The organism is Roseateles sp. YR242, assembly GCF_900109745.1.
Lineage (GTDB): Bacteria > Pseudomonadota > Gammaproteobacteria > Burkholderiales > Burkholderiaceae_C > Roseateles.
In genome coordinates this window covers 36601-62047 of the sequence record NZ_FOAV01000019.1, presented here as the reverse complement: position 1 = coordinate 62047, position 25447 = coordinate 36601, and the positions used below count along the sequence as shown (strand labels likewise).

Sequence of the window (25447 nt, the reverse complement as noted above, 5' to 3'; positions counted from 1 at the left end):
GACGGCCGATGTGCGTGAGTTGATGCCGTCAGCGCTTGTAGGACAAACGGAAAATTTCAGGTGGATACATCCCTGACGGCCGGGATGACACCGTACGGCACACCCTCCGACCGCTGGCCTTTGAGAGGCTCTAGTTGGTGATCCTAGGCGGCAATCCCCCGCCAAGCCAGGAATAGCACCGTCAGCAACGCGGGCAGCAAGGCCGCCCAGCCGAAGTTCACGAAGGCCAACGCGCCGAGGATGGCGCCGCTGCCGAAGGCGACGATGGGCCAGAGCATCTTGTGCACCCGGCTCCGAATGTCCGCGCCGCCATGTCCGAGCAGCAGGTCGGTGACGTCCAGCACCAGCTGGGTCACATTGCCGGTCATGACCGTGTGGGGCGTCAGCTTGCTCAGCAGCAACCGGCCCGCGCCATTTTGCAGGCCCATGGCGGCGGCACCCAGCAGGCCTGCCGTGATGGCCAGCGGATGCTCGGAGCCCCGCATCGGATGCCCATAAAAGCCCGCCAGCATGAAGCCCAGCAGCAGCACCGCCTGCAGCGCCAGGATCAGCCGGATGGCGGGGCGGTCACGCTGCTCGCACCACAGGGCAATGACACGGGAAGCCGCAACCGCCAGGATGAAGGCCGGGAAGGCCAGCAGCTTGAGCAGCACGCCATGCCCAGGCCGAGCCAGCTCCGCGCCGATCAGTACGAAGTTACCGGTGACGTGGGCTGTAAACAGACCGAACAAGGCCACGAAGCCGATGGTGTCGACATACCCGCCCACGGCCGCCAGCAGGGTGGCACTGGTGTTCGATGAGAGGGGGGCCGTGCCCTGGGGCACGGGAATGAGGGAAGGAGGCGTAGCGCTCATGGGTACTGCGAGTGACGTTCAAAACCGTCATCGTGCATGGCTGCCTGCCATCCGTCTTATCCCAAACGGGCATGGTGCCAGGCTGGGAGCCCTGAAAACACCAACGCCGCCCTGGAGGGGCGGCGTTGGCGAAGCTCGATGCGAAGCTCAGTGCAGCAATCAGCGGGCGGCCACGTGCTTCTTGCCGGCTTCCTCTTCCGAGAAGCGCTTCACCAGCGCGGCATAGGTGGGCGAGTTGCGCAGCTGCTCATACCGCGCCTGGGCCTGCTGGCGACGGGTGTTGTCAAACCCCAGCTCTTCCGTGCTGTCCACCAGGGCCAGGCCAGAGTCGCGGTAGATCTGCAGGTCCGCCAATACCTCGGCGCGTGTCTTCTGGCTGGTCGTGGTGATTGGCTCCAGGTGGCTGTAGCTTTGGGCGAACACAGGGGCGGCAGCGGCACCGACAGCAATCAGGGCGGCGGCGATCAGGGTCTTGGTGGTGCTCATGACAGTGTCCTTTCGGTGTCCGTGAAGCGGGGCTTCGCGGCGGGGTGGGTCTGGGAGGCTTGTTGTCGGCAAGTCGTTTGTCGATGGCTGAACAATAGGCATCACCCCTAGGCCCATAAATGGTTGCCTCTGCAATGCATCGTTGTGGCCATCAGAACAATCAAATTGGTGCAGACGGGCCAACCCCGTCTATCCCCGCTGCCATCGGCCAGTGCGCCTTCCGAACCCGTCAAAAGCAAGCGAGGCGCGCGCGCCTGTTCGGTGCATCTGCGTAGCGCCCGGCACTTAACAAACGTGCACAAGTTGTCGCATGCGGGCGATATACGTCCGTACGTGCTGTGGGGTTGTAGGCTTTCGTCAAACCTTGCCGTCAATATGTGCGGTCGCGCGCAGAAGAGCTCAATCTTTACCGGATGTAACGAGTGAGTGATTCCTAACGAAAGAGCCGTCGGACCGGTTTTCGGGTCGGGGTTTTACGTATGTCTAGGGGGTCGCAAGCCTTCAAGATCGCGCCGTGGCCGGCAGCGGGAGGAGGGTTCCGTGCGCCGGTGTAGTAACCGAAGAAAAGGCCCACGGCCATTCATCTTTTCCCAGGAGGACCCATGTCTTCAGTGCTGACCGACCCGAGCGTCGCGCCCAGCGGCGCAAGCTGGCTGAGCAAGGAGCGCACGATTGCCGCCCCCGGCTTCAACCGCTGGCTGGTGCCGCCGAGTGCCCTTGCCATTCACCTTTGCATCGGGATGGCCTACGGCTTCTCGGTGTTCTGGCTGCCCCTGTCCAAGCTGATGCAGACCGCCGGTACCGGCGCGGCCTGCGGCAAGGATGTGAGCTTCTTCCAGCAGCTGTTCACCACGGAGTGCGACTGGAGCGTCGCCACCCTCGGCTGGATGTACACGCTGTTCTTCGTTTTCCTGGGTTGCTCTGCGGCGATCTGGGGCGGTTGGCTGGAACGCGCGGGTCCCCGCAAGGCGGGTCTGGTCAGTGCGCTGTGCTGGTGCGGCGGCATGCTGTTCTCGGCCCTGGGCATCCACACCCACCAGCTCTGGATGATGATCCTGGGCTCGGGCGTGATCGGTGGCATTGGCCTGGGTCTGGGTTACATCTCGCCCGTGTCCACGCTGATCAAGTGGTTCCCTGACCGTCGTGGCATGGCCACCGGCATGGCCATCATGGGCTTTGGCGGCGGCGCGATGATCGGTTCCCCGCTGGCCGTGGAACTGATGAAGAACTTTGCCACCCCGACGGATCCGGGCGTGATGCAGACCTTCGTCGTCATGGCGCTGATCTATTTTGTGTTCATGGTCGCCGGTGCCCTGGGCTACCGCGTGCCGCCGTCGGGCTGGAAGCCTGAAGGCTGGACCGCGCCTGCCGCGCAAGCGTCCAACACCATGATCACGCAACGCCACGTGCACGTGAAAAAGGTCTGGGGCATTCCCCAGTTCTGGCTGGTGTGGCTGGTGTTGTGCATGAACGTGAGCGCCGGTATTGGCGTGATCGGCATGGCCAGCCCGATGCTGCAGGAAATCTTCGGTGGTTCCCTGATCGGTGTGGACGCCAAGTTCGCCGACCTGGACAAGACCCAGCTGGCCGCCATCGCTGGCATCGCCGCCGGTTTCGCCGCGCTGCTGAGCCTGTTCAACATTGGTGGCCGCTTCGTCTGGGCCACGCTGTCGGACAAGCTGGGCCGCAAGCTCACCTACACGGTCTTCTTCGTGCTGGGTGGCCTGCTGTACGCCAGCCTGCCGGCTAGCGCTGCTGCTGGCCACAAGCTGGCCTTCGTGGGCGCGGTCTGCGTGATCCTGTCGATGTATGGCGGTGGTTTCGCCACCGTGCCGGCCTACCTGGGTGACCTGTTCGGTACCCAGATGGTGGGCGCCATCCACGGCCGTCTGCTGACTGCCTGGGCCACCGCCGGCATCCTGGGCCCCATCGTCGTGAACTACATGCGCGACTACCAACTGGGTCTGGGCATCCCCCGTGAACAGGTCTACAACCAGACCATGTACATCCTGGTGGGTCTGCTGGTGATTGGCCTGATCGCCAACCTGCTGGTGCGTCCGATCGCCGACAAGCACTTCATGAGCGACGAGGAACTGGCCGTCGAGAAGCAACTGGCCAGCGACCGTGCCGCCGCCAACGAAGTGGGCAGCGGCCCTGGCGCCGGCAAGGCCACGCCGACCGTGCTGGTGGCCCTGGCCTGGGCGGCCGTGGCGATCCCGCTGGTGTGGGGTATCTACCGCACGCTGCTGACCGTCGCCAAGTTCTTCAACTGACGACGCGCCGACTGCGCCGCCTGGAAACACTTCATGGCGGCGCAGTCGGAACATGACCCTCCGCGAGCGCGTTCCAGTGCTCGCGGCTATTCTTCACTTCGCCCCGTTGGCGGCCTGTTTCTGGCGCCCCGGGGCGACGTTCATTGAGCTTGAGACGCCACAGCCGAGGACCGGATGAGCGACCAGAAAATTCACTTCTACAAGGGCCCTGCCGGTGGCTGGGGCGCGCTGCGTAGCGTGGCCAAGACCTTGCAGACGCAAGGCATCGCCGTGAAGGGCGCCAAGACACTGCTGTCGGCCAACCAGCCGGACGGCTTTGACTGCCCCGGCTGCGCCTGGCCGGACCGCGATCACCGCTCCACCTTCGAGTTCTGCGAAAACGGCGCCAAGGCCATCGCCGCCGAAGCGACGGCGCACCGCGCCACGCCCGATGTGCTGAGCGCACACACCGTCAGCTGGCTGGCGGAACAGTCGGACTTCGACCTCGAGAATTTCGGCCGCATCACCGAGCCCCTGGTCTACGACCACGCCACGGACAAATACAAGCCCATCGCCTGGGACGCCGCTTTCGAACTGATTGCCGCCAAGCTCAACGCGTTGGCCCATCCGGACGAGGCGATGTTCTACACCTCGGGCCGTGCGAGCAATGAAGCCGCCTTCCTGTACCAGCTGTTCGTGCGCGAGTTCGGCACCAACAACTTCCCCGACTGCTCGAACATGTGCCATGAGCCGAGTGGCCAGGGCCTGAAGCCCACCATCGGCATCGGCAAGGGCACGGTCACGCTGCACGACTTCGAGAAGGCGGACGCCATCTTCGTGTTCGGGCAGAACCCGGGCACCAACCACCCCCGCATGCTGGGTGAGCTGCGTGAGGCTTCCAAGCGCGGCTGCAAGATCGTCAGCTTCAACCCGCTGCGTGAGCGTGGGCTGGAGCGTTTTGCCGACCCGCAAAGCAAGATCGAGATGGCGACCATGGGCAGCACGCCCATCTCCTCGCATTACTTCCAGGTCCGCATCGGCGGCGACATGGCCGTGATGAAGGGCCTGTGCAAGCGCGTGCTGGAACTGGACGACGTGGCCGTGGCCGAAGGCCGTGAACGCGTGCTGGATCTGGACTTCATCGCGCAGCACACCGACGGCTTCGATGCCTTCGCTGCCAGCATCCGCGCGGAAGACTGGGCCACGCTGGAAGCCGAATCCGGCCTCTCGCAGGAGCAGCTCCACGCTGCGGGTGACCTGTACGCGCAGGCCAAAAGCGTCATCATCTGCTGGGGCATGGGCATCACCCAGCACCAGCACTCGGTGGCCACCATCCAGCACATTGCCGCCCTGCTGATGCTGCGCGGCAACCTGGGTCGCGAAGGCGCAGGCGCCTGCCCGGTGCGCGGCCACAGCAATGTGCAGGGTGACCGCACCATGGGCATCTATGAGAAGCCGGCCCCGGCCTTCCTCGACCGCCTGGGCAAGGTCTTCGGCTTCGAGCCGCCGCGCAAGCACGGTTATGGCACGGTGGAAGCCATCCAGGCAATGCTGGACGGCAAGGGCAAAGTGTTCATTGCGCTGGGCGGCAACTTCGCCTCGGCCACGCCGGACACCTCCGCCACCTGGAAGGCACTGCGCAACACCGAGCTGACGGTGCATGTCACCACCAAGTTCAACCGCAGCCACACGATCCATGGCAAGGACGCCCTGGTGCTGCCCTGCCTGGGCCGCACCGAGATCGACATGCAGGCCGGCGGCCCGCAGGGCGTGACGGTGGAAGACTCGATGAGCATGGTGCACATCTCCAGCGGCATGAACGCACCGGCCTCGGAGCACCTGCTGTCCGAGCCGATGATCGTGGCCCGCATGGCGGCCGCCACGCTCAAGCACAGCAAGACGCCGTGGTTGTGGCTGGTGGAGGACTACAGCCGCATCCGCGACAAGATCGAAGAAGTGTTCGACGACTTCAAGGGCTTCAACGAGAAGATAAAGACGCCGGGTGGCTTCCGCCTGCGCAACACCGCCAGCGAGCGCGTCTGGGCCACGCCGACGGGCAAGGCCAACTTCATCACCTACGCGCTGCCCACCGACACGCCGGTCCATCAGGCCCGCGAGCGTCTGCGTGAGCACAAGACGGTGGTGTTCAACCTGGCCACCGTGCGTTCGCACGACCAGTACAACACCACCATCTATGGCATGGATGACCGCTACCGCGGCGTCTGGGGCCATCGCCGTGTGGTGTTCATTCACCGCGAAGACCTGAAGGCCATTGGCATGAAGGCCGGTGAATGGGTGGACATCACCAGCGTCTACAGCGATGGTGAAGAGCGCCGGGCCGAGAAGTTCGTGTTGATCGAGTACGACATCCCGCGCGGCTGCCTGGCCAGCTACTTCCCCGAAACCAATGGCCTGGTGCCGCTGTCCAGCGTCTCCATTGGCGCCGGTACACCGACCTCCAAGTCGATCCCGGTGGTGCTCACGCTGCGTCCGCAGGACGCGCCGATCCCGCAGGACCAGGCACGTTCCGTCGAGGGGGCCACCGCCTGATGGCGGCAGGCCAGGCCGTATGACCCAGCCGGGCATGAAGGACCCCGAGGCCATGCCGGACGCCGATGACTCGGCAGACGGTGGCGACGGCGCGGCGTTCGAAACCCAGGCCCGCCTGGCCTTGCAGGCCCTGGCTGAACTGGACGGCGGGCGGGGTGTTTCCCTGCCTCGCCTGGCCAAACGCACCGGCCTGCGGGTCAGCGTATTGCTGCGTCTGTTCACCCTGCTCAGCGATGCGCGGGTGGGCGACGAGGCCGGCCCGGGCTGGGTGCGGCTGGCGCTGGAAGAGGACGGCCGCTGGATGGCGAGCATGACGGCCGCCGGGCGCGGGGATCCTGAACAGTGGGATCATTCGTCGCCATGAGCACCAGTTCTTCCGTTCCCGCCTGCGGGCTCCCTGACGCTGATGACGCGCCGCTGCCGGCTGCGCTGGTGTCCGTGCGCCCGACGCGGCTGGGCGGCCCGGCGCGGGGTGACGAGGAATGGGTGGCGGAGGAAGTGCCCATCGCCCTGGAATACAACGGCCTGTCCCATGCGGTGATGCTGGCCACGCCGCTGGATCTCGAAGACTTTGCGCTGGGCTTTTCGCTCAGCGAGAACCTCATCGCCTCGCCGGCGGACCTGCTGGATGTTGAAGTCCAGGCACGGCCGCAAGGCGTGGCGCTGCAGCTGCGTGTGACCGCGCGCTGTGAACTGATGCTGAAGGAACGGCGCCGCAGCCTGGCGGGCCGGACCGGATGCGGCCTGTGCGGCACGGACAGCCTGGACCAGGTCTTCCGTCCGCCGACACGACCCCTGCCGCCAGTCCCCGTGGACCGCGAGCAGCTGATTCCCGTGCTCTCGCGGGCCATGCGTGAGCTGGCCGAAGCACAGCCCCTGCAGCAGCGCAGTGGGGGCATCCATGCCGCCGCCTGGTGCAGCCCGCAGGGCGAAGTGCTGATGGTGCGCGAGGACGTCGGCCGCCACAACGCGTTGGACAAGCTGGTCGGTGCGCTCGCACGTGCGCAGATCGACACCGCGCAGGGCTTTGCGGCCGTTACGAGCCGGGCCAGTTTCGAGATGGTCCAGAAGGCCGCGGGCGCCGGCATTTCGCTGCTGGCGGCTGTCTCCGCACCCACGCATCTGGCCATCCGCACGGCCCAGGCCTGCGGGCTGACCCTGGCGGGCTTCGTCCGCGAAGGCCGGGCGACGCTCTACAGCTGACGCTGTCGGCACAGGCTGGCCAGGGATGGCTGCCGGATGCCTCACGGACGGTCCCGCCCCCCATCGAAGGCTATAGAAGCGCCACCCGCGCGCGTCTTACCATCTACCAGCGTTGCCCTGGGTCGCTACGTCTTCAACCCTCATTGGGTTGGGGCCAAACCGGCAGCGCGCGCCGTTTTGATGATGGTCGACCTATATTAATCATGTCGAACGACATTTAAAAGGAATCGTCATGGATCTCTCCCGTTCTGTTGCCTTCGTGACCGGTGCCAATCGTGGCCTGGGTCTGGCTTTTGTCCGTGCCCTGCAGGAAGCGGGCGTCCAGAAGATCTACGCGGCGGCGCGGGATCCGGCCAGCATCAAGATCCCGGGCGTGATTCCGGTGAAGCTGGACGTGACCAAGGCGGACCAGGTGGCCGCTGCCGTGAAGGCGGCCCCGGACGTGAGCCTGCTGATCAACAACGCGGGCATCTTCCGCGCCGTGTCCTTCCTGGCGGACAACGCCATTGAAGCGGCCCGCGATGAATTCGAGACCAACTTCTTCGGCCCCCTGGCGCTCAGCAAGGCCTTTGCGCCCGTGCTGGCGGAGCAGGGCGGTGGTGCCATCGTGAATGTGCTGTCCGTGCTGAGCTGGCTGAATGTGGCCGGCGCTGCCACCTACAGCGCCTCGAAGGCGGCGGCCTGGTCGCTGACCAACGGCCTGCGTCAGGAGTTGAAGCCGCAGCACACGGCGGTGCTGGGCCTGCATGTGGGCTACATGGACACCGACATGGCCGCTGGCGCCCAGGGTCCCAAGACCGATCCGGCCGATGTGGCACGCCAGGTGCTCCAGGCCTTGAAGGAAGGCCGCGATGAGGTGGCGGCGGATGAGCTCAGCCGCAACGTGAAAGCCGGGCTGTCGGCGGGTAGCTACCGCAGCGAGGTCTGAGCAAGCTCTGCATCACTTCCGCTCTCCGATTCTGCGGGGAGCGGCAATCACCCTTCGGGGTGGTGTCGTGGCATCCCAACCAATAGCGATGGGCAGCTGTTGATGGAGATGGCAGGGACGCTATATTCGCGTCCGCCCGGTTATTTCAATCAAGACACAATTGAACCGCGGCGCGAGGGAAAACACATGCTTGCCATCATTCGCCGCGCGGGAATCCTGCGGGCGTTCGCTGCTGTCGTGATGACAGCCAGCCTCACCGGTTGCGCCAACTTCTATGTCGACAACGCGACGCCTGAGGTGCCGGTCTCGGCCTATCAAAAACCGGCGCAGCCTCAGCCTGTCCAACTGTTCTTTGAATTCCAGACAAAAGGCGTGCTGAACCAGCAGGCCTCGGCCCATTTGAAGGCACGCCTGGCTGACCAGGTGCGGGGCAGCGGCGTCTTTAGCGAGGTGTCTGAAGGCCCTGTGGCCGGAGGCGCGTCGCTAAGCATTGTTCTGAACAATGTCGTTCTGACCGACGACGCCTTCAGCAAAGGCTTCGCGACAGGCCTGACTCTCGGGCTGGCCGGGTCCCAGGTTGGTGACGGCTATATCTGCACGGCCACCTACCGGGCACCGGGCGCTACAGAGCCAATCGTGAAGAAGGCGCGTCACGCCATCTACACGACGATGGGCGCCACCGCCGGTACCCCGGCGAACGGTACCAAGGCTGCCAGTGCCGAAGAAGCCGTCACGCTGATGATGCGCCAGGTCGTGAGCCAGGTGCTGAACGACGTCACCCACGACACCGCCTTCAAGTAATCCAGCCCGCGACTCGTCAGGCTGTTTCCCGGCGCTCCTCGCCGTACGGCGGGGAGGCCCACCTTAGTCATTTCCTCTCCATCAAGCGATTCTGAATCATGATCAAGTCAACGATCCGTGCTGCCCGCCTGCTTCTCGCCCTGTCCGCAGTGGCCGCCTTGTCCGCCTGTGTGACCGCAAAGCTTCCGCCGCCCGTGGCGAGCGCTGCCAATGTTGAAAAGCTGCGTGCCGCTTCGGCGGGGCCGGCCCAACTGGGTGTCTTCAAGCTGGCACCGGGCAAGCCTGCGGACATGGATACCACGGTGGGTGGTCTGCGCGGTTCGTCCGTGTCGCCTTCCGCCGGAACGTTCTCGCTGCAACTGCGTGAAGAACTCGGTGCTGAGCTGAAGGCCGCCGGTCTGCTGGATCCCGCCAGCCCGGTGATCATCGAAGGCCTGCTGACCGATAGCCAGGTGGATGCTGCCATCGGCACCGGCACGGGTCGTCTGGCCGCCCGCTTCAGCGTGAAGCGCGATGGCAAGGTCGTCTTCGACAAGGAACTTGCTGTGGACGCCAAGTGGGACTCGTCCTTCGTGGGCGCCATTGCCATCCCGGCAGCCATCAACCAATACGGCGCGCTGTACAAGAGCCTGGTCGGCAAGCTGCTGGATGACGCGGACTTCCGCGCTGCGGTGAAGCGCTGACCAACTGACCGGCCCGCGCTGTCATCGTGACAGCGGGGTGGGTGATCGAAAGAGGCCGCGATGCGGCCTTTTTTTACTACCGATCGATAAAGACTGAGCCTTGGGGCCGCAGCCGCAGCCGCAGCCGCAGCCGCGGCTGCGGGGCAACGGTCTCAACGCTCCGGCGCCCGCTTCACACCGTATCGCGCGCCCACCGTCGCCCAGACCGCCCGGGCGTCATGAATCACCCGGCCGCCCGCATCCTTGGGGGCGTCGGTATAGCAGCGGATCAGTTGCATCACGCGTGGCAGCTTGACCTCGGTCGTCTTGGCGGCCGTGGCGGTGGTGCTGGAGGTCGCCTCGCGCTCGCCGTCCTTCTTGCGGGTCACCACCTCCGTGGTCGTTGACACCCCAGGCTCGTCGTAGCTGCCGACACGGGTTTCCCGTTCTTCGCTCGTGACCACAAAGTAGCTGTAGCCATGGGCCAATGTCACCTCCGCGCTGCGCAGCAGCACCAGGTCGTCGATCCGCGGGCCGACATCCAGGCCACCGCCCAGGAAGGTGACCCGAAAGACATCCGGGGCCAGCCGCACATCGGTATAGCCATGGCCGGCGAGCAGCTTCGAATACGGCCCCAACATGCAGCCCCCGAGCAGCACGGCTGAGCACATCGCGATCAACTTCTTCATGGAATCCTCCCCGGCCCGCTGCGGGCCTGCAGCAATGCTTCTTCTCAACGCGCCGGCTGGCGCTCCACCTTGTACGTCCGGCCGATTTCCTTCCAGAGGAAGTCGGCGTCGTAGACCATGCGGCCCCCGGCGTCCTTCGGCGGCTCGGTATAGCAGCGGATCAACTGCGTCACCTCGGGATGATTCAGCACCACCGTCTTGGCCGGCGTGTAGGTCGTGGTGGTGGTCGTTGTGCGCTCGCGGACGCCCGGTTCCTCGCGCTTGACGACCTGGGTCTTCGACTGGGTCGTCTCCTGGGCCGCGATGTCGAAACTGCTCGTCTTGACGTCCCGGTCCTCGCTGGTGACGACGAAGTAGCGGAAGCCATGGGTGAGCGTGACCTCCGCGCTGCGCAGTAGCACCAGGTCGTTGGCCGTGGTGATGCCGCCGGCATCCGTGGCCAGGAAGGTGACCTTGAAGGTGTCAGGCCCCACCTGTGCGTCGCTATAGCCCTGGCCGCCAGGTGTCAGCCGCATGTAGGGCGAGAACATCGAGCAGGCACTCAGCAAGGCCGCGAGGCCGCATGCGGTCAAAAGTCTTTTCATGAATCCTCCCGGCGGGCACTCTAGCAGCGGCCCGCGCAGGCTCCTCAACGCACAGGGGCGGCCATGCGCCGACATCTTCACGGCTGGAAGTCGAGCTGTCACAGCTTGTTTCGCTTTGGCGGCTGCATGGCAAGTCCCGCCGAGGCTCCACCAACGCCCCTGCGGTGGCGCTGGCGGCACTGCGGCAGCGCCCAAGAAAAAGGGGCCGCATCAGCGGCCCCCGTGTCTTGCGTGTGGCAATGCTGGGCGTCAGCCCATCATCCCCATCATCCCCATCATCCCAATCAGCCCATCAATCCCAATGCCCTCGGCAGCATCAGCGACAGTGCCGGCCAGTAAGTGACCACCACCAGGAAGCCCAGCATCGTGAGCAGCCAGGGCCACACCGCCATCGTCAGCTCGGTGATCCCCATCTTGGTGATTCCCGACGCCACGTAGAGGTTGAGCCCCACCGGCGGATGGCACAGCCCCACTTCCATGTTCACCGCCATCAGGATGCCCAGGTGCACCGGATCCACACCCAGCTTGGCAGCCACCGGGAACAGGATGGGCGCCATGATCAGCACAATGGCCGCCGGGTCCATGAAGTTGCCGGCACCCAGCAGGATGATGTTGACCAGCAGCAGGAACACCACCAGGCCAAAGCCCTGCGCGGACATCCAGGCCGCCATCGTCTGCGGAATCTGCTCCGAGGCCATCAGGAAGCTGAACAGCACCGCGTTGGTGATGATGTACAGCAGCATGGAGCTCATGGCGGCAGCCTTGAGCAGCACCCGTGGCACATCCTTCAGCCCCATGTCCTTGTAGACAAAGACCGAGATGATGAAGGCGTACACGGCGGCCACGGCGGCGGCCTCGGTCGGCGTGAACTTGCCGCTGTAGATGCCGCCGATCACCACGACGATCAGCATCAGGCCCCAGAAGCTCTCGCGGAAGGCCTGGAAGCGTTCGCCCCAGCTGGCGCGTGGCATGCGCGGGTAGTCATACTTCTTGGCACGGTACCAGGTGGTCACGCCCAGCAGCACCGACAGCACCAGGCCCGGCACCACACCCGCCATGAACAGCTGGCCCACCGAGGCCGTGCCCACCATCTCCCCATGCGGGCCGGTGGCCGACATGCCGGCCGTGGCGATGGAGAACATCACCAGGTTGATGGAGGGCGGGAACAGGATGCCCAGCGCGCCGGACGTGGTCACCACCCCGGCCCCGAACTGTTTCGGGTAGCCCTGCTTGGTCATGGCCGGCAGGATGATGGAACCCACGGCCACCACGGTGGCCACGGACGAGCCCGAAATCGCGGCAAACATGGCGCAGGCCAGCACGCCCGCCAGGCCCAGCCCACCATACCAATGGCCGATCATGGTGCTGGCGAAGTGGATGATCCGTCTGGCCACCCCGCCATGGGTCAGGAAGTTGCCCGCCAGGATGAAGAAGGGCACCGCCATGATCTCGAACTTCTCGATGCCGGTGAACAGCTTCAGCGCCACCGACTCGATCGGCACCTGGGTCATCGTGAAGAGATAGGTCAGGACCGTCAGGCCCAGCGAGATCGAGATCGGCATGCCGGTGAGCATCAGCAGCACCAGCAGCGAGAAGATGATCAGGGTGTTCATGGCTTGAGCTCCTCCTGAGCGAGCGCGGTCGGCGTGGCGAGGGAGGGGTTGTCGTCGACGCCCTCCACATGGCCATGGTCCGCGTGCGGCACGTCGCCGGTCTGGATGAAGTGCCAGAGCACCTGCAGGAACCGGAAGCCCATCAGGTAACTGCCCAGCGGCACACAGGCGTAGGCGATCCAGGTCGGGATCTCCATGTCCGGCGAGGTCGGCCCTTCCGGAATCTCACCGGTGTCCATGCCAAAGGCATGCAGGAAGGCGTAATGCGCGCCGTTCTCCCACACGAAGGTGGCGCCCAGCGTGCCGATGGTGGCGGTGAACACCGCGCCAGCCAGCAGGCTGAACATCACCAGATACTTCGCATGCCCGGGCTTGAGCTTGCGAACCACCACGTCCACACCCACGTGGGTGCCGGCGCGCACGCCGTACGCCGCGCCGAACTTGGCCATCCACACAAACATGTAGATGCACAGCTCCTGCGCCCAGCTCACGTCGATGCGGATGATCCAGTCCTGCAGCACGGGCACGCCCGCGAGAAAGCGGTGCAGCACCGCCATCGCAATCACCAGCGTCGCCGCCCCCATGAGAACGCTGATCAGCGTCTCCTCGATCCGATCCAACCATTTCAAGGTCATCGGTCCCTCCAATATCAATACGGCAAAACGCTGCGCACCCTGGATGCATCCAGGGGCCCTCGCCGGGATGCGCTCAGGTGCTTACTTCGGCAGGACGAAGCCGGAGGCCTTGTAGGCCGATTCGATCGTCGCCTTGCCCACGCGGCCTTCCATGTCCTTGTGCACGGACATCAGCGCCAGCTTCCATTCGTTCACTTCCGCTGGCGTCAGGGTGTAGACGGTGGTCTTGCCGCTGGCCTTGATCTTCTCCATGGCCTGCTGGTTCTCGGTGGCGGCGATCGCGTTGGCGTAGGTGGTGGCGTCCTTCACGCTGCTGTCCACAACAGCACGCAGGTCGGCCGGCAGGCCGTCATAGAACTTCTTGTTGATGATCAGCGCATAGGCCAGGTGGCCGTGGTTGCTGACCGTGGTGTGCTTCTGCACTTCATAGGTCTTCTGCGTGTAGAAGTTGGACGGCACACCCTCGGTGCCGTCCACCACACCCGACTGCAGCGCCTGGTAGAGCTCGGAGAACGCCATCACCTGCGGGATGGCGCCCAGGGCGCGCATTTGCGCGTCCAGCACCTTGGAGCTTTGGATGCGCATCTTCAGCCCCTTGAAATCCGCCACATGGTGCAGCGGCTTGTTGGCGCTCATGATGTGGAAGCCGTTGTCCCAGAAGGCCAGGCCCTTGATGCCCTTGGGCTCCAGTTTCTTGAACAGCTCCATGCCCAGGGTCTGGGTGGTGTTGCGGAAGGCGGCGTCATCCTTGAAGAGGAAGGGCAGGTCGAAGACCTCGAACTCCTTCACCCCCAGCGGACCGAACTTGGCCAGGGACGGTGCCAGCATCTGCACCGAGCCCAGCTGCAGCGCCTCCAGCTCTTCCTTGTCCTTGTAGAGCTGGCTGTTCGGGTAGACCTCCACCTTCAGCCGGCCCTTGCTGCGCTCCTCCACCAGCTCCTTGAAGCGTTGGGCGCCCTTGCCCTTGGGCGTGTCCGGGGCCACCACGTGGCTGAGCTTGATCACGATGGGCGCCTGGGCGAAGGCACCAGCGCCGGTGGCCAGGCCCGCCACCGCCAGGGCAGCGGACAACAGCAGGCGACGGGGCAGGAGGGTGGACAGGGGAGCGGACATGGAGGTCTCCGTTGGAATTCTGGGAATGCGGCGGATTGTGAAAATCTCACGCGCTGCCGCCCAGTTGTGGACTTCCACATGAGCGGGGATTTCGGCGTACCAATCGCCCGCCTCGCGAGACACTGCAGCTCCACGGGGTTGCGCGCAACGGCCCCGCCACCGAGATTCCCTACACTTTTGACATGCGATTGCTGTTCCCCGGATATGAGGCCGTTCGGCGCGCCAGTTGGGCGCTGCCCTTGCTGCTGGCGCTGGCCTTCGCCGCGTCCGTGGCGGCCTGGCTGCGCCACAGCGATGCGCAGGACCTGGAAGAGGAACGTCTCACCCTGATTGCCGACACGCTGACGCTGGAAGCGCGCATCAGCGACTGGCTCAACGCCGAGCACGCGGTGGTGGACCGGCTGGCCACCCAGTTGCCTCATGGCGTGGATGACCATGTGCTGCTGAACCATCCTGCCGTGGCGGAGGGCTTGCGCCGGCTGTGGGTCAGCGTCACCGTGCTGGACGCCAACAACCGCGTGGTGGCGCATGTACCGCAACTCCCGCCCCAAGCCATCGCCCCGCAGCCCATCGCCCCGCGACGCGAGCGCGCCGGGGTCAGCCTGGACGAGGGCGGCGTGACCGCTCACTGGAGCGCAGATCGCCCGGGTGGTGGCCGCCTGGTGGTTCGGTTCGCCCCCACCGCGTTGCTGCGCCAGACGCTGCCCTGGTGGCTGGCCCAGAAATACGACGTCCGTCTGGTGGATGGCCTGGGGCAGCGCCTGGCCCAGGTCGGCAACGAGGACGTTCCGGTGGGCACCCAGAGCTACCGCCTCAGTGTGGACCCGGCCATGCGCGAGACCTGGCTGGAGCTCAACACGCGCGACCGTCACATTCCCTGGTGGACCACGCTGGCGGCGGCGCTCATGAGTGTGTTCATCGTGCTGTCCGGGCTGGCCAGTGCCATGCTGCGGCGCCAGATGCAGGAGGTGCGTCGCGCGGAAGGCGAGGCCAGAACCGAAGCGGCGTGGCGCCGTGCGGTGGAGGATTCGCTCACCGTGGGCCTGCGGGGGCGCGACCTGGAGGGCCGCGTCACCCACGTCAATCGAGCCTTCTGCGACCTGGTGGGCTACAGCCCCGAAGAACTGCTCGGCAGCCTGCCGCCGATGCCGTACTGGCTGCCGGACGAGATGGAAGACAGCCTGCGCCGCCACCAGCGCAACATGGCAGGGGGCGCACCGCGTGAAGGGTATGAGGCCCGCTGGCTGCGCAGCGACGGCCGGGTGATCGAGGTCATGATCTTCGAGGCGCCGCTGGTGGATGCTGGCGGCCGGCAGATCGGCTGGATGGGCTCCATCGTGGACATCAGCGCCCGCAAGCTCGCCGAGGAACGCGAGCGGCGCCAGACCGAAGCGCTGGCCCACCAGGCCCGGCTCAGCACCTTGGGCGAAGTGGCGTCGGCGCTGGCGCATCAGCTCAACCAGCCGCTGGCCGCCATCGCTGGCTACAACGCGGGGGCACTGCGCACGCTGGAGCGGGGGGGGCCGACGGACGACATGGTGATGGAGGCGCTGCGCCGGCTGGGTGAGCAGGCGGCAGAGGCCGGCCGCATCGTGCAGCGCATCCGCGCCTTCCTGACCCGCCGCGCACCGCAGCCCGAGGTCTGTGCCATGTCGGACATCGTGGCGCGTGTGCTGGCGCTGCTCAAGCGCGATCTGCGTGGTCTGCGGGTGGAGCAGGCCTTGCCGGCGGACCTGCCCTTGGTGAATGCGGATGCCGTGCTCATCGAGCAGGTGTTGATCAACCTGATCCGCAACGCCGCGGATGAGTTGCAGGCGCGGTCCCAGCCGGGGCCGCGGCCGCACATCCGCATCAGTGCTGCAGCGGTGGGCCAGCGCTTCGTGCGGGTGGATGTGGACGACAACGGCCCGGGCCTGCAGGGGCGCGGCATCGAGCAGCTGACGACGGCCTTCTACTCCACCAAGCCGGAAGGCATGGGCATGGGGCTGGCCATTTGCCGCTCCGTGATTGAAGCGCACCATGGCGGGATGGAAGCGGGCACCGGGCCCCTGGGAGGGGCGCGGCTCAGCTTCACGCTGCCGTTGGTGGCCCTGGCGGAGGGTGTGGCGGAGGATGCAGCGGCCCCCGTCCTTCCGTCGGCGAACAAGGAGAACACCCCATGACGGACATCCAGTCCACGGTCCACCTGGTGGATGACGAAGCGGCTGTGCGGGACGCGCTGGCTTTCCTGATGCGCTCCCATGGCCTGCGCGTGCAGGCGCATGCGAGCGGGCAGGAATTCCTGGACGTGCTGGATGCCCAGCCGGACCCCATGGGCTGCATCGTGCTGGATGTGCGCATGGAGCCACTGTCCGGCCTGCAGGTGCATGACGAACTCATCAACCGGGGCGTGACGCTGCCGGTGATCTTCCTGAGCGGTCACGGCGACATCCCGATGGCGGTGGACGCCATGCAGAAGGGGGCGGTGGATTTCGTCGAGAAGCCGTTCAACGATCAGGCGCTGGTCAACAAGGTTCAACGTGCGCTCGCGTTGGACACCCACCGGCACCGCGAGGCCGTGGCGCATGCCGATGCCGCCCATCGTCTGGCCACGCTCACCGACCGCGAGCGTGAGGTGGCGCTCAGGGTCGCCGCGGGCAAGCTGAACAAGCAGGTGGCCGATGAACTCGGCATTGCCATCCGCACGGTGGAAGTCCACCGCGCCCGCGCCTTCACGAAGCTGGGGCTGCGCTCGGCGGCGGAACTGGCAACGCTGCTGGAGCGCTTCGAGCTGAAATGAGACGGCTCGCGCGCTTTATGCAGAGGCGCCCTTGACCACCAACGAGACGTTGCTGCCGCCAAAGGCAAAGGAGTTGGACACCACGGCCAGGCCCGGCGGGAGGGCGCGTGGTGAGCCTTCGATGAGGTCCACGCGTTCGCGCAGCTGGCTGTTGCGCACATGGGCGCTCACCGGCAGGCGGCTCCGGCGCAGCGCCTGTACGCAGGCGACCAGTTCCAGCGCGCCGCCGGCGCCGATCAAGTGTCCATGCAATGCCTTGGTGGCGCTCACCGGCACCCCGCGGACGCCAAACACACGGGCCAGGCTGTCCGCTTCCACGGCGTCGCCCACCTCCGTGGCCGTACCGTGGGCATTGACGTAGCCCACCTGATCCGGTGTCAGCCCCGCATCCGCCAAGGCTGCCCGCAGTGCGCGCTCCTGCCCGTCGGCGTCCGGCCGCGACAGGTGCACCGCATCCACGCTATGACCATAGCCGGCCAGCACGGCAAGCGCCGACGCGCCGCGTGCGCGGGCGTGGGTGGCCGTTTCCAGCACCAGCGCCGCCGCTCCTTCGCCCAGCACCAGGCCGCGACGCGCGTCGTCGAAGGGCCGGCAACTCCGTGACGGATCGTCCACGTCCGGCGGTGCCATCACGCCCATCGCCTGCCAGGCCATCACCGATCCCGGGTTGAGCATCGACTCCGAGCCGCCGGCCAGCACCACATCCGCCCGGCCCTGGCGCATCAGCATCAGCGCTTCGCCCAAGGCCTGCGCAGAGGAGGCGCAGGCGTTGGAGAAGGTCAGCATCGCTGCACGCAGCTGGTAGCGCATCGCGAGATGCGAGGCCGCCGAGTTGCTCATCACCCGCACCACCGTGTAGGGGTGCACCCGGGGTGTCTCCTTCGTCAGCACTTCCGTATAGGACTGCTGCAGCGAGTTGGAGCCACCCAGCCCGGTTCCCCAGGCCACCGCCGCGCGCGCCGGCGTGTTCACGGTCGCCGGCAGGGCCGCCTGCGTCCACGCCTGGGCGGCGGCCTGCAGCGCCATCAGGCTGTGCCGGTCGTACAGGTTGCGTTGCGCGGGTGGCATGTCCTGCCCCAGCGGCGAGTCGATCGCGGCTGCCGCGAAGGGCATCAGCCCCCGTGACGGTTCGCCGGGATGAAGCCGCACGCCAGAGCGTCCCGCCTCCAGGGCCTCGGCGAGCGCATCGGCGTCCGGGCCGAGTGCACTGCAGGCGCCGATACCGGTGATCCATATCTCTTCTCCGCTCATGGCCGTGGTGTCCCCAGATGTCGGATTCGACGGATTCGATGAACAGGGCGGCTCAGGCCACCACCGGTGTGCCGCGGCCAGCCAGTTGCGGTTGCGCCGCCACCAGTTGCTCCACCAGCGTGGCCAAACCCGCCAGCGTCGGGGTCTTCATGGCGGTGTCGTGGTCGATCTGGATCAGGTACTGGTCTTCCACAGCGAACATGAAGTCCACCAGCATCAGGGAGTCCAGGCCGAGCGCGGCGAAGTTGGCGTTGCTGTCGAGTTCGGCTTCGGCCACGCCGAGTTCACGGGAAGCGAGTTGGCGCAGGGATTCAAGCATGTTGCTCATGGAGGTGCTCCTCTTGGGTAAGGGTTGGGGCCATGTTTTGGCCCGGGTTTTGAGCCCTGTTTTGGAGGGCGTCCGGGGTCAGACCCAGGCTCAGGTCTTGGTTCGCTCCCGCCACCGGCACGCGGTTCAGCAGGAAGTCGCGGGCGGCGTTGGCCACTGCGCTGCGTTCGTTGTCCAGCGTCAGCATGTGATAGCTGTGATGGAACCAGTGGACTTCGATGTCTTCAGGCCGGGTGCCCAGGCGGCGCTGCAGTTCATGCACCGAGCGCGGCCCGCTGACGTCGTCCTCGCTGGCATGCAGGATCAGCGTGGGTGCATCCAGGTGGGGCAGCCCGGCCCGCACGAAGCGGATCATTCGCCAGGCTTGGTAGAGCGAGGTGGCGGGCAGGGTGTCGGCGCCGGCAGCGGAGACGTGGTTGGACACCATCGCCTGGGCCACCCAGGCGCGCAGCCGTTCATTCTTGATGCCGTAGGGCTCGCGCTCGCGGAAGGTCAGCCATTGGCGCAGGGGCGGCACAAAGGCGATGGGCAGCAGGCGGCGCCATGGCGAGACGTTCCAGCCGTCGAAGTGCAGCGAGGTGGAGACCAGCAACTGGGCGGCCGCCGGGCGACGCAGGGCCACTGCCAGCGCCAGCACCGACCCCATCGACAGGCCGCCGACCACCACGCGTTCATGGCGTGCGGCCAGGTCGTCGAAGTGCTGGACGGCCAGGGCCAGCCAGTCCTCGAAACGGGTGACAGGGATGCGGTCCTGCTGCTCGGCGGGGACACCGTAACCAGGCAGGGCCGGCGCCTCCACCACATAGCCGGCGGCACGCAGCGTGCGGGCCAGGGGCATCAACTCCAGCGGATTGGCGCACAGGCCGTGCAGCAGCAGTACGGCGGGGCGCTGGTCGCGGCGGGTGCCGGCAGCGGGGGGCGGAGGATTGAATGAAGCAACCATGTCCGGCAGTCTGGCGGTGGTCGCTGTTGCGGACTTGTCGTCAAGCTTGCAGAAAGCTGTCCCCGCCGTTGCCCTCAGGTTTCTGCAAGCCACCCGGATGACCGTTGCAAGACACAGGCCTTATGCTGACGGCATGCGCATCCTGTTGGTCGAAGACGATGAATTCCTGGCCGAATCCACGGCCCGGGCGCTGCGTTCCCAATCCTGGGTGGTTGATGTCAGCGCTCGCGGGGAGCCCGTTCCGCTATCCCTGCGCGAGGACCGGTACGACCTGCTGATCCTGGACATCGGCCTGGCCGGCATTGATGGTTTCGAGACGCTGCGGCGTGTGCGTGCCCAGGGCAGCACCGTGCCGGTGCTGCTGCTGACCGCGCGGGACGCGGTGGAAGACCGGGTGCGGGGCCTGGAAGGCGGGGCGGACGACTATCTCGTCAAACCCTTCGCTCTCAGCGAGCTGATCGCCCGGGCCCGTGCCCTGGTGCGGCGCAGCCAGGCGCGCTCCGGCAACGAATTGCACCTGGGCTCGCTGCGCATGGATCTGGAAGCGCGCCGCGCCTACGTGGCCGAGGAGCCGCTGGCACTCTCCGCCCGTGAGTGGGATGTGCTGGGCTTCCTGCTGGCGCGGGCCGGCAAGGTGGTGGCCAAGGAGCAGATCGGTTCGGCCAGCAATGGCTGGGAGCAGGGCGTGAGCGACAACGCGATCGAGGTCTGCGTCTCCCGCCTGCGCGCCAAGATCGAACCTGCCGGCCTGCAACTGCGCACGGTCCGTGGCCTGGGTTATCTGCTGGAGGAAGTGCCTCCGGCCAAGCGCTGAGCGTGACGACCAGCCGCGCCCGCCTCAGCCTCAAGCAGCGCCTGCTGCTGTGGTTGATGGTGCCCGTGCTGGTGGCCGTGCCGTTGGGGGGCGCGGTGCTCTACCGCGTCATGCACGACACGGCCATCTCCTGGCTCGACCAGTCCCTGGGCGACACCGCCCTGGCCGTGGCCAGCCTGATCCATGAGCGGGACGGGCAGATCATCGTGGACGTGTCCGGCCCCACCGACAGCGCCTTGCGCTTCGACCGCACCGACAGCGTCTACTACCTGGTGCTGGACCCCGATGGCCGGCCCCTGCACGGCGACGAATCCCTCAAGCGCCTGACCCTGCCGCACCGCGCTGCCGGGGAGTGGTACTTCACCATTGCCACCCTGGACGGCGAGGCGCTTCGGGTGGCGGTATTGGGCGCGGCCTGCGGTTTTGCCCAGACCTGCCAGATCCTGGTGGCGGAAACGCTGCACAAGCGCGACGAGCTGCAGCAGCAACTGGTGGTGGTGGTCAGCCTGTTGATCGGCGGCATGGCGGTGCTGCTGGCGGCTGCGGGCTGGTGGGCGACGCACCAGGGGCTGCGCCCCCTGTCCCGCCTCAGCGCGGAACTGGAACGGCGCGACCTGGCCCGGCTGGATCCGCTCGAACCGGACGTGCCCGGGGAACTGCGCCCACTGATCGCGGCCTTCAACCGGCTCTTCGAGCGCCTGCGCCGCGCCTCGTCGGCGCAACAGGACTTCCTGGCCAACGCGGCCCATCAGCTGCGCACGCCGCTCACTTCGCTGCGCACCGACATCGACCTGGCCCTGCTGGAGCCGCATGACCCTCAGGTGGAGCCGCTGCTCAAGCGCCTGCAGAAGTCGGTCGACCGCAGTGCTCGCCTGGCGCAGCAGATGCTTTCCATTGCCCGCGCCGAGGCCGAGCCCGCCCAACGGGACCGGCCGCTGGACCTGCGTGACATCGCCGCCCAGGTGGCCGAGGACTGGGTTCCCCGGATGCTGGAGACCGGGATGGACCTGGGCTTCGAGCTGAGCGAGGCGGCCGTGCTGGGCCAGGGCTTCCTGCTGCGAGAGCTGCTGGAGAACCTGCTGCACAACAGCCTGAATTACGCCGGACCGGGGGCCCGCATCACCGTGCGCACCGGTACCGAAGGCGACTGGGCCCACCTGGAGGTGGAAGACAACGGGCCTGGCATCGCGCCGGCGGAACGTGCGCGCGCGCTGCAACGCTTCCAGCGCGGCAGCGAAGCAAAGGCCACCGGCAGTGGGCTGGGCCTGGCCATTGCCGTGGACATCGCCCAGCGCCATGACGGCCGGCTGGAGCTGCTGGATGCCACGGCGGGGCAGGGGCTGCGCGTGCGGCTGAGCATGCCGCGGCGCAGTCAGGCACCCCTCAAGCCGCGCTGAGCACCGCCAGCTTCGCACCGTTGGGCGCCACCGGCGTCACCGCCGCCGTGGTGCCGGCCTTGGCATCGCAACTGGCCAGCAGCTGCTTTTGCCACTGCGTGTGCCGGTCGAACAGGTCCGCCACCCAATCCACGAAAACGCGCAGCTTGGTGCTCAGGTGGCGGTTGGGCGGGTACACCACGTACAGCGGCAGCGGGTCCGACTCCCAGTCGCAGAGGAAGGGCACCAGCTCACCCGCATCGACGTGGGGCTTGATCATGAAATAGGGGGCCTGGATCACGCCCAGCCCGGTCAGGCCGGCCGTCATGTAGGCGTTGCCGTCGTTCACCGAGACCTGGTAGCGGCCGTAGACCTCGTAACGCTGGCCGTTCTTGCTGTAGTCGAAAGGGAAGCGCTTGCCAGTGCGGGCCGAGAAATAACTCACGACGAAGTGCTGGTCCGACTCCAGGTCCAGCGGATGCTGCGGCAGGCCGTGGCGGCGGATGTACTCCGGCGAGGCGCAGCAGCCGTAGCCCCAGTCTCCGATGCGCCGGGCCACCAGCGACTGGTCGGTGATCTCGCCACCGCGCACCACGCAGTCGATGTTGTCGCTGATCAGGTCCACCGGGCGGTCGGACACCCCGAGGTCGATCTGAATGTCCGGATGCTTTGCATAAAACTCCGGAAGTGCGGGGATGATCAGCATCCGCGCCACAGATGAGGCCACATCCACGCGAATGCGGCCACGCGGCGTGGCGCGCGCATGCGAGACCGAGCCTTCGAGTTCCTCGATGTCGGAGAGCAGGCGCGTCACACGGTCGTAATACGCAGCGCCATCGGGCGTGACCGTGACACGGCGCGTCGTGCGGTTCAGCAGCTTGACCTTCAGGTGCTCCTCCAGCGACTGGATGAGCCGGGTCACTGCCGTCTTGGGCAGGTCCAGCGATTCCGCCGCCTTGGTGAAGGTGCCGGCCTCCACCACCCGTGCAAAAGCCTGCATGGCATTGAGCTTGTCCATTCGACGTTCCTCTTCCTCTTCCTGCCTGACCCCTGAACTTCGCGCTGAACTTCGCGCTGAATTTCACGCTGATTTCGTGCCGAACCCCGCCTTCCCCACGCCAGTGACGCGGGGCCTCGCCATTTCTGTACGTGCGCGCGAGGTCGCCATCCTGCCCGACCCATTGTTTCGCCGGCGAAACATTGATTCGCAGCGGCGCCCATTTATCGAAACGGTCGGAATCTCTAAATTTCGCTGCATTGCAACATGAACGCCTGCCCCTTGTGCGTGCAGGCCTTTGCTGTCTCCGCAGCTTTCCCCCAAAGGATTCACGGCCATGGACGCCTTGCCGCTCACCTCCTGCCACGACGACCTGCTGCCCGCCGGCGACGGCGTGATGCCGGTGCGCGTCTACAAGGGCGCCACCCGGCGTCCCCATGCGCCGGTGGTGTTGCATCTTCACGGCGGCGCCTTCACCAGCGGCTCGCTGGACAGCGGCGAGCTGATGTCGCGCCTGATGGCCGAGGCCGGCGCCGTGGTGGTGGATGTGGATTACCCCACCGGCGTGGACAAGGTCTTCCCGACCGCCTTGAAGGCCCTCGACGCCATGCTGCAAGGGCTCTACAAGAGCCGCGCCCGTCTGTCCGGGCGTTCCAGCCCGGTGCTGGTGGCGGGCGAGGAGGCCGGCGGCAACCTCGCCGCCGCACTGGCATTGATGGCCCGCGACCAGGGCCACCACAAGCTGGCAGGGCAGATCCTGGTGAGCCCCATGCTCAACCCCTGCCTGGCCACCGCCTCCCTGCGCCAGGCCGAAGCCGGCAGCGGCCAGTGCCGCTGGACCCTGGGCTGGCGCGCCTACCTGGGGGAATGCGAAGAAGGCGACCACCCCTATGCCGCCCCCGCCTGTACCAACCGCCTGGCCGGCCTGCCGCCGGCCCTGGTGCTGAGCACCGACGACGACCCGATGCGTGATGAAGCGGTGGCCTATGCCCGCGCCATGCAGCGTGCCGGCGTGGAGGTGCAGCAGACCATCCTGCCCGGCCCCACCGGCTGGCCCTGCAGCCTGATGAAACTGCCCTCGCTGGAGGTGCTGCAGCCGCCCTGGATCAAGGCGCTGCGCCAACGCCTCTTCGATTTCCTGAACGCCTTCCCGCCGCTGACCTCGTCGCGCGGCTCACGGCCTCAGCCGGCCTGACGGGAGGTGATGGATGAACCAAAGGCCCCTCCTGAAAAGCGCCCTGCGGCGATGTCCACCACCGTCGCCCATCTCAATCACTTGCCGTCTTCCCGCATCCCCTGAATTGCTCGAATCGTCTACGGAGTCACAACAATGAAGAACCTGCTCAACCGCCGGCGCCCGTTCGCCATCACCGCCACCTCCCTCACCGCCATCGCCGCCGTTGTGGCCGCTGGTGTCGTGGGTCTGCACAGCCAGCAGGCGGAAGCCAATCCGCCTGCGGCCGCGCCCCAGGCCATCCCTGTCTCGGTGGCCACCGTCACCACCCAGGACGTTGCCGCCTGGGAGGAGTTCTCCGGCCGCCTGGAAGCCGTGGAGCGCGTGGACGTGCGGTCCCGCGTGGCCGGCGCGGTGCAGTCGGTGAACTTCCGCGAGGGTTCGCTGGTCAAGGCCGGTGAGCTGCTGATCACCATCGACCCCGCGCCCTTCCAGGCCGAGGTGGACCGGGCCGATGCGCAGGTCGTGGCCGCCCAGGCCCGTGTCAGCTACACCAAGAGTGAGCTGGAGCGGTCCACCCGGCTGTGGAGCGAGCACGCCATCGCCCAGCGTGAGCTGGACGAGCGCAGCAACGCCTCCCGCGAGGCCGATGCCAACCTGCGTGCCGCCCAGGCCGCGCTGCAATCCGCCCGCCTCAACCTGGGCTACACCCAGGTGCGGGCCCCGGTGGCCGGTCGTGTTGGTCGTATTGAAGTCACGCAGGGCAACCTGGTGGCTGCCGGCCCCAGCGCGCCTGTGCTGACCACGCTGGTCTCGGTGAGCCCGATCTACGCCAGCTTCGATGCTGACGAGCGCACCGTCGCCCGTGCCCTGGCCGAGCTGCCGGGCGGTGGCGGCGCGCGCAGCCAGCTGGACCGCATCCCGGTGCAGATCGGCACGGCTGCCACCACCGACACCCCCTACACCGGCCGCCTGCAGTTGGTGGACAACCAGGTGGATGCCCGCAGCGGCACCGTGCGCGTGCGCGCCGTGCTGGACAACAAGGACGGCGCGCTGATGCCGGGCCAGTTCGCCCGCATCCGCCTGGGCCAGTCCAAGAGCCGTCCGGCCCTGCTGGTCAATGAACGTGCGGTGGGTACCGACCAGAGCAAGCGCTTCGTGATGGTGGTGGGCAAGGACAACACCTTGTCCTACCGCGAGGTGCAGCTGGGCGCCAGCGTGGATGGCCTGCGCATCGTCACCGCGGGCCTCAAGCCCAACGAGACGGTGGTGGTCAACGGCCTGCAGCGCGTGCGCCCTGGCGCACTGGTGCAGCCGCAGGTGGTGCCGATGAACGCCAAGACTGAACTGCAGGCCAAGGACGGCTCGCCCAAGACTGACAAATCTTGATCTTCCGGTGACCGGCGCGGCGCCGT

At 66.6% G+C, this 25447-nt stretch carries 24 protein-coding genes; 13 read left to right on the top strand and 11 right to left on the bottom strand.

Annotated elements, in window-relative coordinates; translation table 11 throughout:
• Positions 1–143: 143 nt before the first annotated feature.
• Entirely contained in the window at positions 144–854 is a 711-nt protein-coding gene (locus BMY53_RS23565) for a YoaK family protein (RefSeq protein WP_092949322.1), read from the bottom strand.
• A 159-nt stretch (positions 855–1013) separates the two neighbouring features.
• A complete protein-coding gene (locus tag BMY53_RS23560; protein WP_177201022.1) occupies positions 1014–1340 on the bottom strand; it encodes a DUF4148 domain-containing protein in 327 nt (108 codons plus the stop codon).
• Positions 1341–1942: 602 nt separating this feature from the next.
• Between BMY53_RS23560 and BMY53_RS23555 the strand changes: the two genes are divergently transcribed.
• From BMY53_RS23555 to BMY53_RS23525, 7 genes are all read left to right on the top strand, one after another.
• Entirely contained in the window at positions 1943–3613 is a 1671-nt protein-coding gene (locus BMY53_RS23555; RefSeq protein WP_092949318.1) for an OFA family MFS transporter, read from the top strand.
• Between the two features lie 174 nt (positions 3614–3787).
• Complete coding sequence (locus tag BMY53_RS23550; protein WP_092949316.1) at positions 3788–6142, top strand: FdhF/YdeP family oxidoreductase; 2355 nt, start codon at positions 3788–3790, stop codon at positions 6140–6142.
• A 19-nt stretch (positions 6143–6161) separates the two neighbouring features.
• Positions 6162–6506: a hypothetical protein gene (locus tag BMY53_RS23545; RefSeq protein WP_255370349.1), complete on the top strand. Its 345-nt coding sequence runs from the start codon at positions 6162–6164 to the stop codon at positions 6504–6506.
• Positions 6503–7345 carry a formate dehydrogenase accessory sulfurtransferase FdhD gene (fdhD, locus tag BMY53_RS23540; RefSeq protein WP_092949314.1) on the top strand — a complete coding sequence of 281 codons (843 nt, stop codon included), beginning with the start codon at positions 6503–6505 and terminating at the stop codon, positions 7343–7345. The genes BMY53_RS23545 and fdhD overlap by 4 nt, the downstream gene beginning before the upstream one ends.
• A 232-nt stretch (positions 7346–7577) precedes the next feature.
• Positions 7578–8273: an SDR family oxidoreductase gene (locus tag BMY53_RS23535; RefSeq protein ID WP_092949312.1), complete on the top strand. Its 696-nt coding sequence runs from the start codon at positions 7578–7580 to the stop codon at positions 8271–8273.
• Positions 8274–8459: 186 nt separating this feature from the next.
• Positions 8460–9074, top strand: coding sequence for a hypothetical protein (locus BMY53_RS23530; RefSeq protein ID WP_092949310.1), 615 nt, complete (start codon positions 8460–8462; stop codon positions 9072–9074).
• Positions 9075–9172: 98 nt separating this feature from the next.
• Complete coding sequence (locus BMY53_RS23525) at positions 9173–9757, top strand: hypothetical protein (RefSeq protein WP_092949308.1); 585 nt, start codon at positions 9173–9175, stop codon at positions 9755–9757.
• A gap of 152 nt (positions 9758–9909) precedes the next feature.
• Here the strand turns inward: BMY53_RS23525 and BMY53_RS23520 are convergent, their stop codons facing one another.
• The 5 genes from BMY53_RS23520 to BMY53_RS23500 all read right to left on the bottom strand — a co-directional run bounded on the left by BMY53_RS23520 (position 9910) and on the right by BMY53_RS23500 (position 14370).
• The gene (locus BMY53_RS23520) at positions 9910–10425 is read right to left on the bottom strand and encodes a CC0125/CC1285 family lipoprotein (protein ID WP_092949306.1); all 516 of its coding nucleotides are present in this window, start codon (positions 10423–10425) and stop codon (positions 9910–9912) included.
• A 44-nt stretch (positions 10426–10469) separates the two neighbouring features.
• On the bottom strand, positions 10470–11009 hold the full coding sequence (locus BMY53_RS23515) for a CC0125/CC1285 family lipoprotein (protein ID WP_143074214.1): 540 nt from the start codon (positions 11007–11009) through the stop codon (positions 10470–10472).
• Between the two features lie 284 nt (positions 11010–11293).
• Positions 11294–12622 (bottom strand): TRAP transporter large permease, encoded by a 1329-nt coding sequence (locus BMY53_RS23510; RefSeq protein ID WP_092949302.1) that lies wholly within the window; start codon positions 12620–12622, stop codon positions 11294–11296.
• Positions 12619–13251 (bottom strand): TRAP transporter small permease, encoded by a 633-nt coding sequence (locus BMY53_RS23505; protein ID WP_092949377.1) that lies wholly within the window; start codon positions 13249–13251, stop codon positions 12619–12621. The genes BMY53_RS23510 and BMY53_RS23505 overlap by 4 nt, the downstream gene beginning before the upstream one ends.
• A gap of 87 nt (positions 13252–13338) precedes the next feature.
• Complete coding sequence (locus BMY53_RS23500; RefSeq protein WP_092949300.1) at positions 13339–14370, bottom strand: TRAP transporter substrate-binding protein; 1032 nt, start codon at positions 14368–14370, stop codon at positions 13339–13341.
• A 182-nt stretch (positions 14371–14552) separates the two neighbouring features.
• Between BMY53_RS23500 and BMY53_RS23495 the strand changes: the two genes are divergently transcribed.
• Both BMY53_RS23495 and BMY53_RS23490 read left to right on the top strand, forming a co-directional pair.
• On the top strand, positions 14553–16532 hold the full coding sequence (locus BMY53_RS23495) for a PAS domain-containing sensor histidine kinase (RefSeq protein ID WP_092949298.1): 1980 nt from the start codon (positions 14553–14555) through the stop codon (positions 16530–16532).
• Positions 16529–17149 (top strand): response regulator transcription factor, encoded by a 621-nt coding sequence (locus BMY53_RS23490; protein ID WP_092949296.1) that lies wholly within the window; start codon positions 16529–16531, stop codon positions 17147–17149. The genes BMY53_RS23495 and BMY53_RS23490 overlap by 4 nt, the downstream gene beginning before the upstream one ends.
• Positions 17150–17164: 15 nt before the next feature.
• Here BMY53_RS23490 and BMY53_RS23485 read toward each other — a convergent pair whose 3' ends face one another.
• From BMY53_RS23485 to BMY53_RS23475, 3 genes are read right to left on the bottom strand one after another with little or no spacing between them, the layout of a single operon-like run.
• A complete protein-coding gene (locus BMY53_RS23485; protein WP_092949294.1) occupies positions 17165–18400 on the bottom strand; it encodes a beta-ketoacyl-[acyl-carrier-protein] synthase family protein in 1236 nt (411 codons plus the stop codon).
• Positions 18401–18452: 52 nt separating this feature from the next.
• Positions 18453–18728, bottom strand: a complete 276-nt coding sequence (locus BMY53_RS23480) for an acyl carrier protein (RefSeq protein ID WP_092949292.1) — start codon at positions 18726–18728, stop codon at positions 18453–18455.
• Positions 18712–19671, bottom strand: coding sequence for an alpha/beta hydrolase (locus BMY53_RS23475; RefSeq protein ID WP_092949290.1), 960 nt, complete (start codon positions 19669–19671; stop codon positions 18712–18714). The genes BMY53_RS23480 and BMY53_RS23475 overlap by 17 nt, the downstream gene beginning before the upstream one ends.
• A gap of 133 nt (positions 19672–19804) precedes the next feature.
• Here BMY53_RS23475 and BMY53_RS23470 point away from each other — a divergent pair, with 133 nt between their 5' ends.
• Together BMY53_RS23470 and BMY53_RS23465 are read left to right on the top strand one after the other, a co-directional pair.
• Positions 19805–20485, top strand: coding sequence for a response regulator (locus BMY53_RS23470; RefSeq protein WP_092949288.1), 681 nt, complete (start codon positions 19805–19807; stop codon positions 20483–20485).
• Positions 20486–20487: 2 nt separating this feature from the next.
• Complete coding sequence (locus BMY53_RS23465) at positions 20488–21882, top strand: sensor histidine kinase (RefSeq protein ID WP_092949286.1); 1395 nt, start codon at positions 20488–20490, stop codon at positions 21880–21882.
• Here BMY53_RS23465 and BMY53_RS23460 read toward each other — a convergent pair.
• On the bottom strand, positions 21869–22879 hold the full coding sequence (locus tag BMY53_RS23460; protein ID WP_092949284.1) for a LysR family transcriptional regulator: 1011 nt from the start codon (positions 22877–22879) through the stop codon (positions 21869–21871). The genes BMY53_RS23465 and BMY53_RS23460 overlap by 14 nt on opposite strands.
• Before the next feature lie 316 nt (positions 22880–23195).
• On the opposite strand from BMY53_RS23460, the gene BMY53_RS23455 reads away from it, so the two are divergent.
• Together BMY53_RS23455 and BMY53_RS23450 are read left to right on the top strand one after the other, a co-directional pair.
• Positions 23196–24053, top strand: coding sequence for an alpha/beta hydrolase fold domain-containing protein (locus BMY53_RS23455; RefSeq protein WP_092949282.1), 858 nt, complete (start codon positions 23196–23198; stop codon positions 24051–24053).
• 135 nt (positions 24054–24188) lie between these two features.
• Positions 24189–25421 (top strand): efflux RND transporter periplasmic adaptor subunit, encoded by a 1233-nt coding sequence (locus BMY53_RS23450; protein WP_092949280.1) that lies wholly within the window; start codon positions 24189–24191, stop codon positions 25419–25421.
• Positions 25422–25447 lie beyond the last annotated feature (26 nt).

Excerpts from the sequence above, each read along its gene's own strand:
- BMY53_RS23545 (WP_255370349.1), top strand. The coding sequence starts at position 6,162 with ATGACCCAGCCGGGCATGAAGGACCCCGAGGCCATGCCGGACGCCGAT.
- BMY53_RS23535 (WP_092949312.1), top strand. The coding sequence starts at position 7,578 with ATGGATCTCTCCCGTTCTGTTGCCTTCGTGACCGGTGCCAATCGTGGC.
- BMY53_RS23450 (WP_092949280.1), top strand. The coding sequence starts at position 24,189 with ATGAAGAACCTGCTCAACCGCCGGCGCCCGTTCGCCATCACCGCCACC.
- BMY53_RS23460 (WP_092949284.1), bottom strand. The coding sequence starts at position 22,879 with ATGGACAAGCTCAATGCCATGCAGGCTTTTGCACGGGTGGTGGAGGCC.
- BMY53_RS23510 (WP_092949302.1), bottom strand. The coding sequence starts at position 12,622 with ATGAACACCCTGATCATCTTCTCGCTGCTGGTGCTGCTGATGCTCACC.
- BMY53_RS23560 (WP_177201022.1), bottom strand. The coding sequence starts at position 1,340 with ATGAGCACCACCAAGACCCTGATCGCCGCCGCCCTGATTGCTGTCGGT.
- BMY53_RS23470 (WP_092949288.1), top strand. The coding sequence starts at position 19,805 with ATGCGCATCCTGTTGGTCGAAGACGATGAATTCCTGGCCGAATCCACG.
- BMY53_RS23500 (WP_092949300.1), bottom strand. The coding sequence starts at position 14,370 with ATGTCCGCTCCCCTGTCCACCCTCCTGCCCCGTCGCCTGCTGTTGTCC.
- BMY53_RS23515 (WP_143074214.1), bottom strand. The coding sequence starts at position 11,009 with ATGAAAAGACTTTTGACCGCATGCGGCCTCGCGGCCTTGCTGAGTGCC.
- BMY53_RS23480 (WP_092949292.1), bottom strand. The coding sequence starts at position 18,728 with ATGAGCAACATGCTTGAATCCCTGCGCCAACTCGCTTCCCGTGAACTC.
- BMY53_RS23475 (WP_092949290.1), bottom strand. The coding sequence starts at position 19,671 with ATGGTTGCTTCATTCAATCCTCCGCCCCCCGCTGCCGGCACCCGCCGC.
- BMY53_RS23490 (WP_092949296.1), top strand. The coding sequence starts at position 16,529 with ATGACGGACATCCAGTCCACGGTCCACCTGGTGGATGACGAAGCGGCT.
- BMY53_RS23550 (WP_092949316.1), top strand. The coding sequence starts at position 3,788 with ATGAGCGACCAGAAAATTCACTTCTACAAGGGCCCTGCCGGTGGCTGG.
- BMY53_RS23485 (WP_092949294.1), bottom strand. The coding sequence starts at position 18,400 with ATGAGCGGAGAAGAGATATGGATCACCGGTATCGGCGCCTGCAGTGCA.
- BMY53_RS23525 (WP_092949308.1), top strand. The coding sequence starts at position 9,173 with ATGATCAAGTCAACGATCCGTGCTGCCCGCCTGCTTCTCGCCCTGTCC.
- BMY53_RS23565 (WP_092949322.1), bottom strand. The coding sequence starts at position 854 with ATGAGCGCTACGCCTCCTTCCCTCATTCCCGTGCCCCAGGGCACGGCC.
- BMY53_RS23455 (WP_092949282.1), top strand. The coding sequence starts at position 23,196 with ATGGACGCCTTGCCGCTCACCTCCTGCCACGACGACCTGCTGCCCGCC.
- BMY53_RS23555 (WP_092949318.1), top strand. The coding sequence starts at position 1,943 with ATGTCTTCAGTGCTGACCGACCCGAGCGTCGCGCCCAGCGGCGCAAGC.
- BMY53_RS23495 (WP_092949298.1), top strand. The coding sequence starts at position 14,553 with ATGCGATTGCTGTTCCCCGGATATGAGGCCGTTCGGCGCGCCAGTTGG.
- BMY53_RS23520 (WP_092949306.1), bottom strand. The coding sequence starts at position 10,425 with ATGAAGAAGTTGATCGCGATGTGCTCAGCCGTGCTGCTCGGGGGCTGC.
- fdhD (WP_092949314.1), top strand. The coding sequence starts at position 6,503 with ATGAGCACCAGTTCTTCCGTTCCCGCCTGCGGGCTCCCTGACGCTGAT.
- BMY53_RS23530 (WP_092949310.1), top strand. The coding sequence starts at position 8,460 with ATGCTTGCCATCATTCGCCGCGCGGGAATCCTGCGGGCGTTCGCTGCT.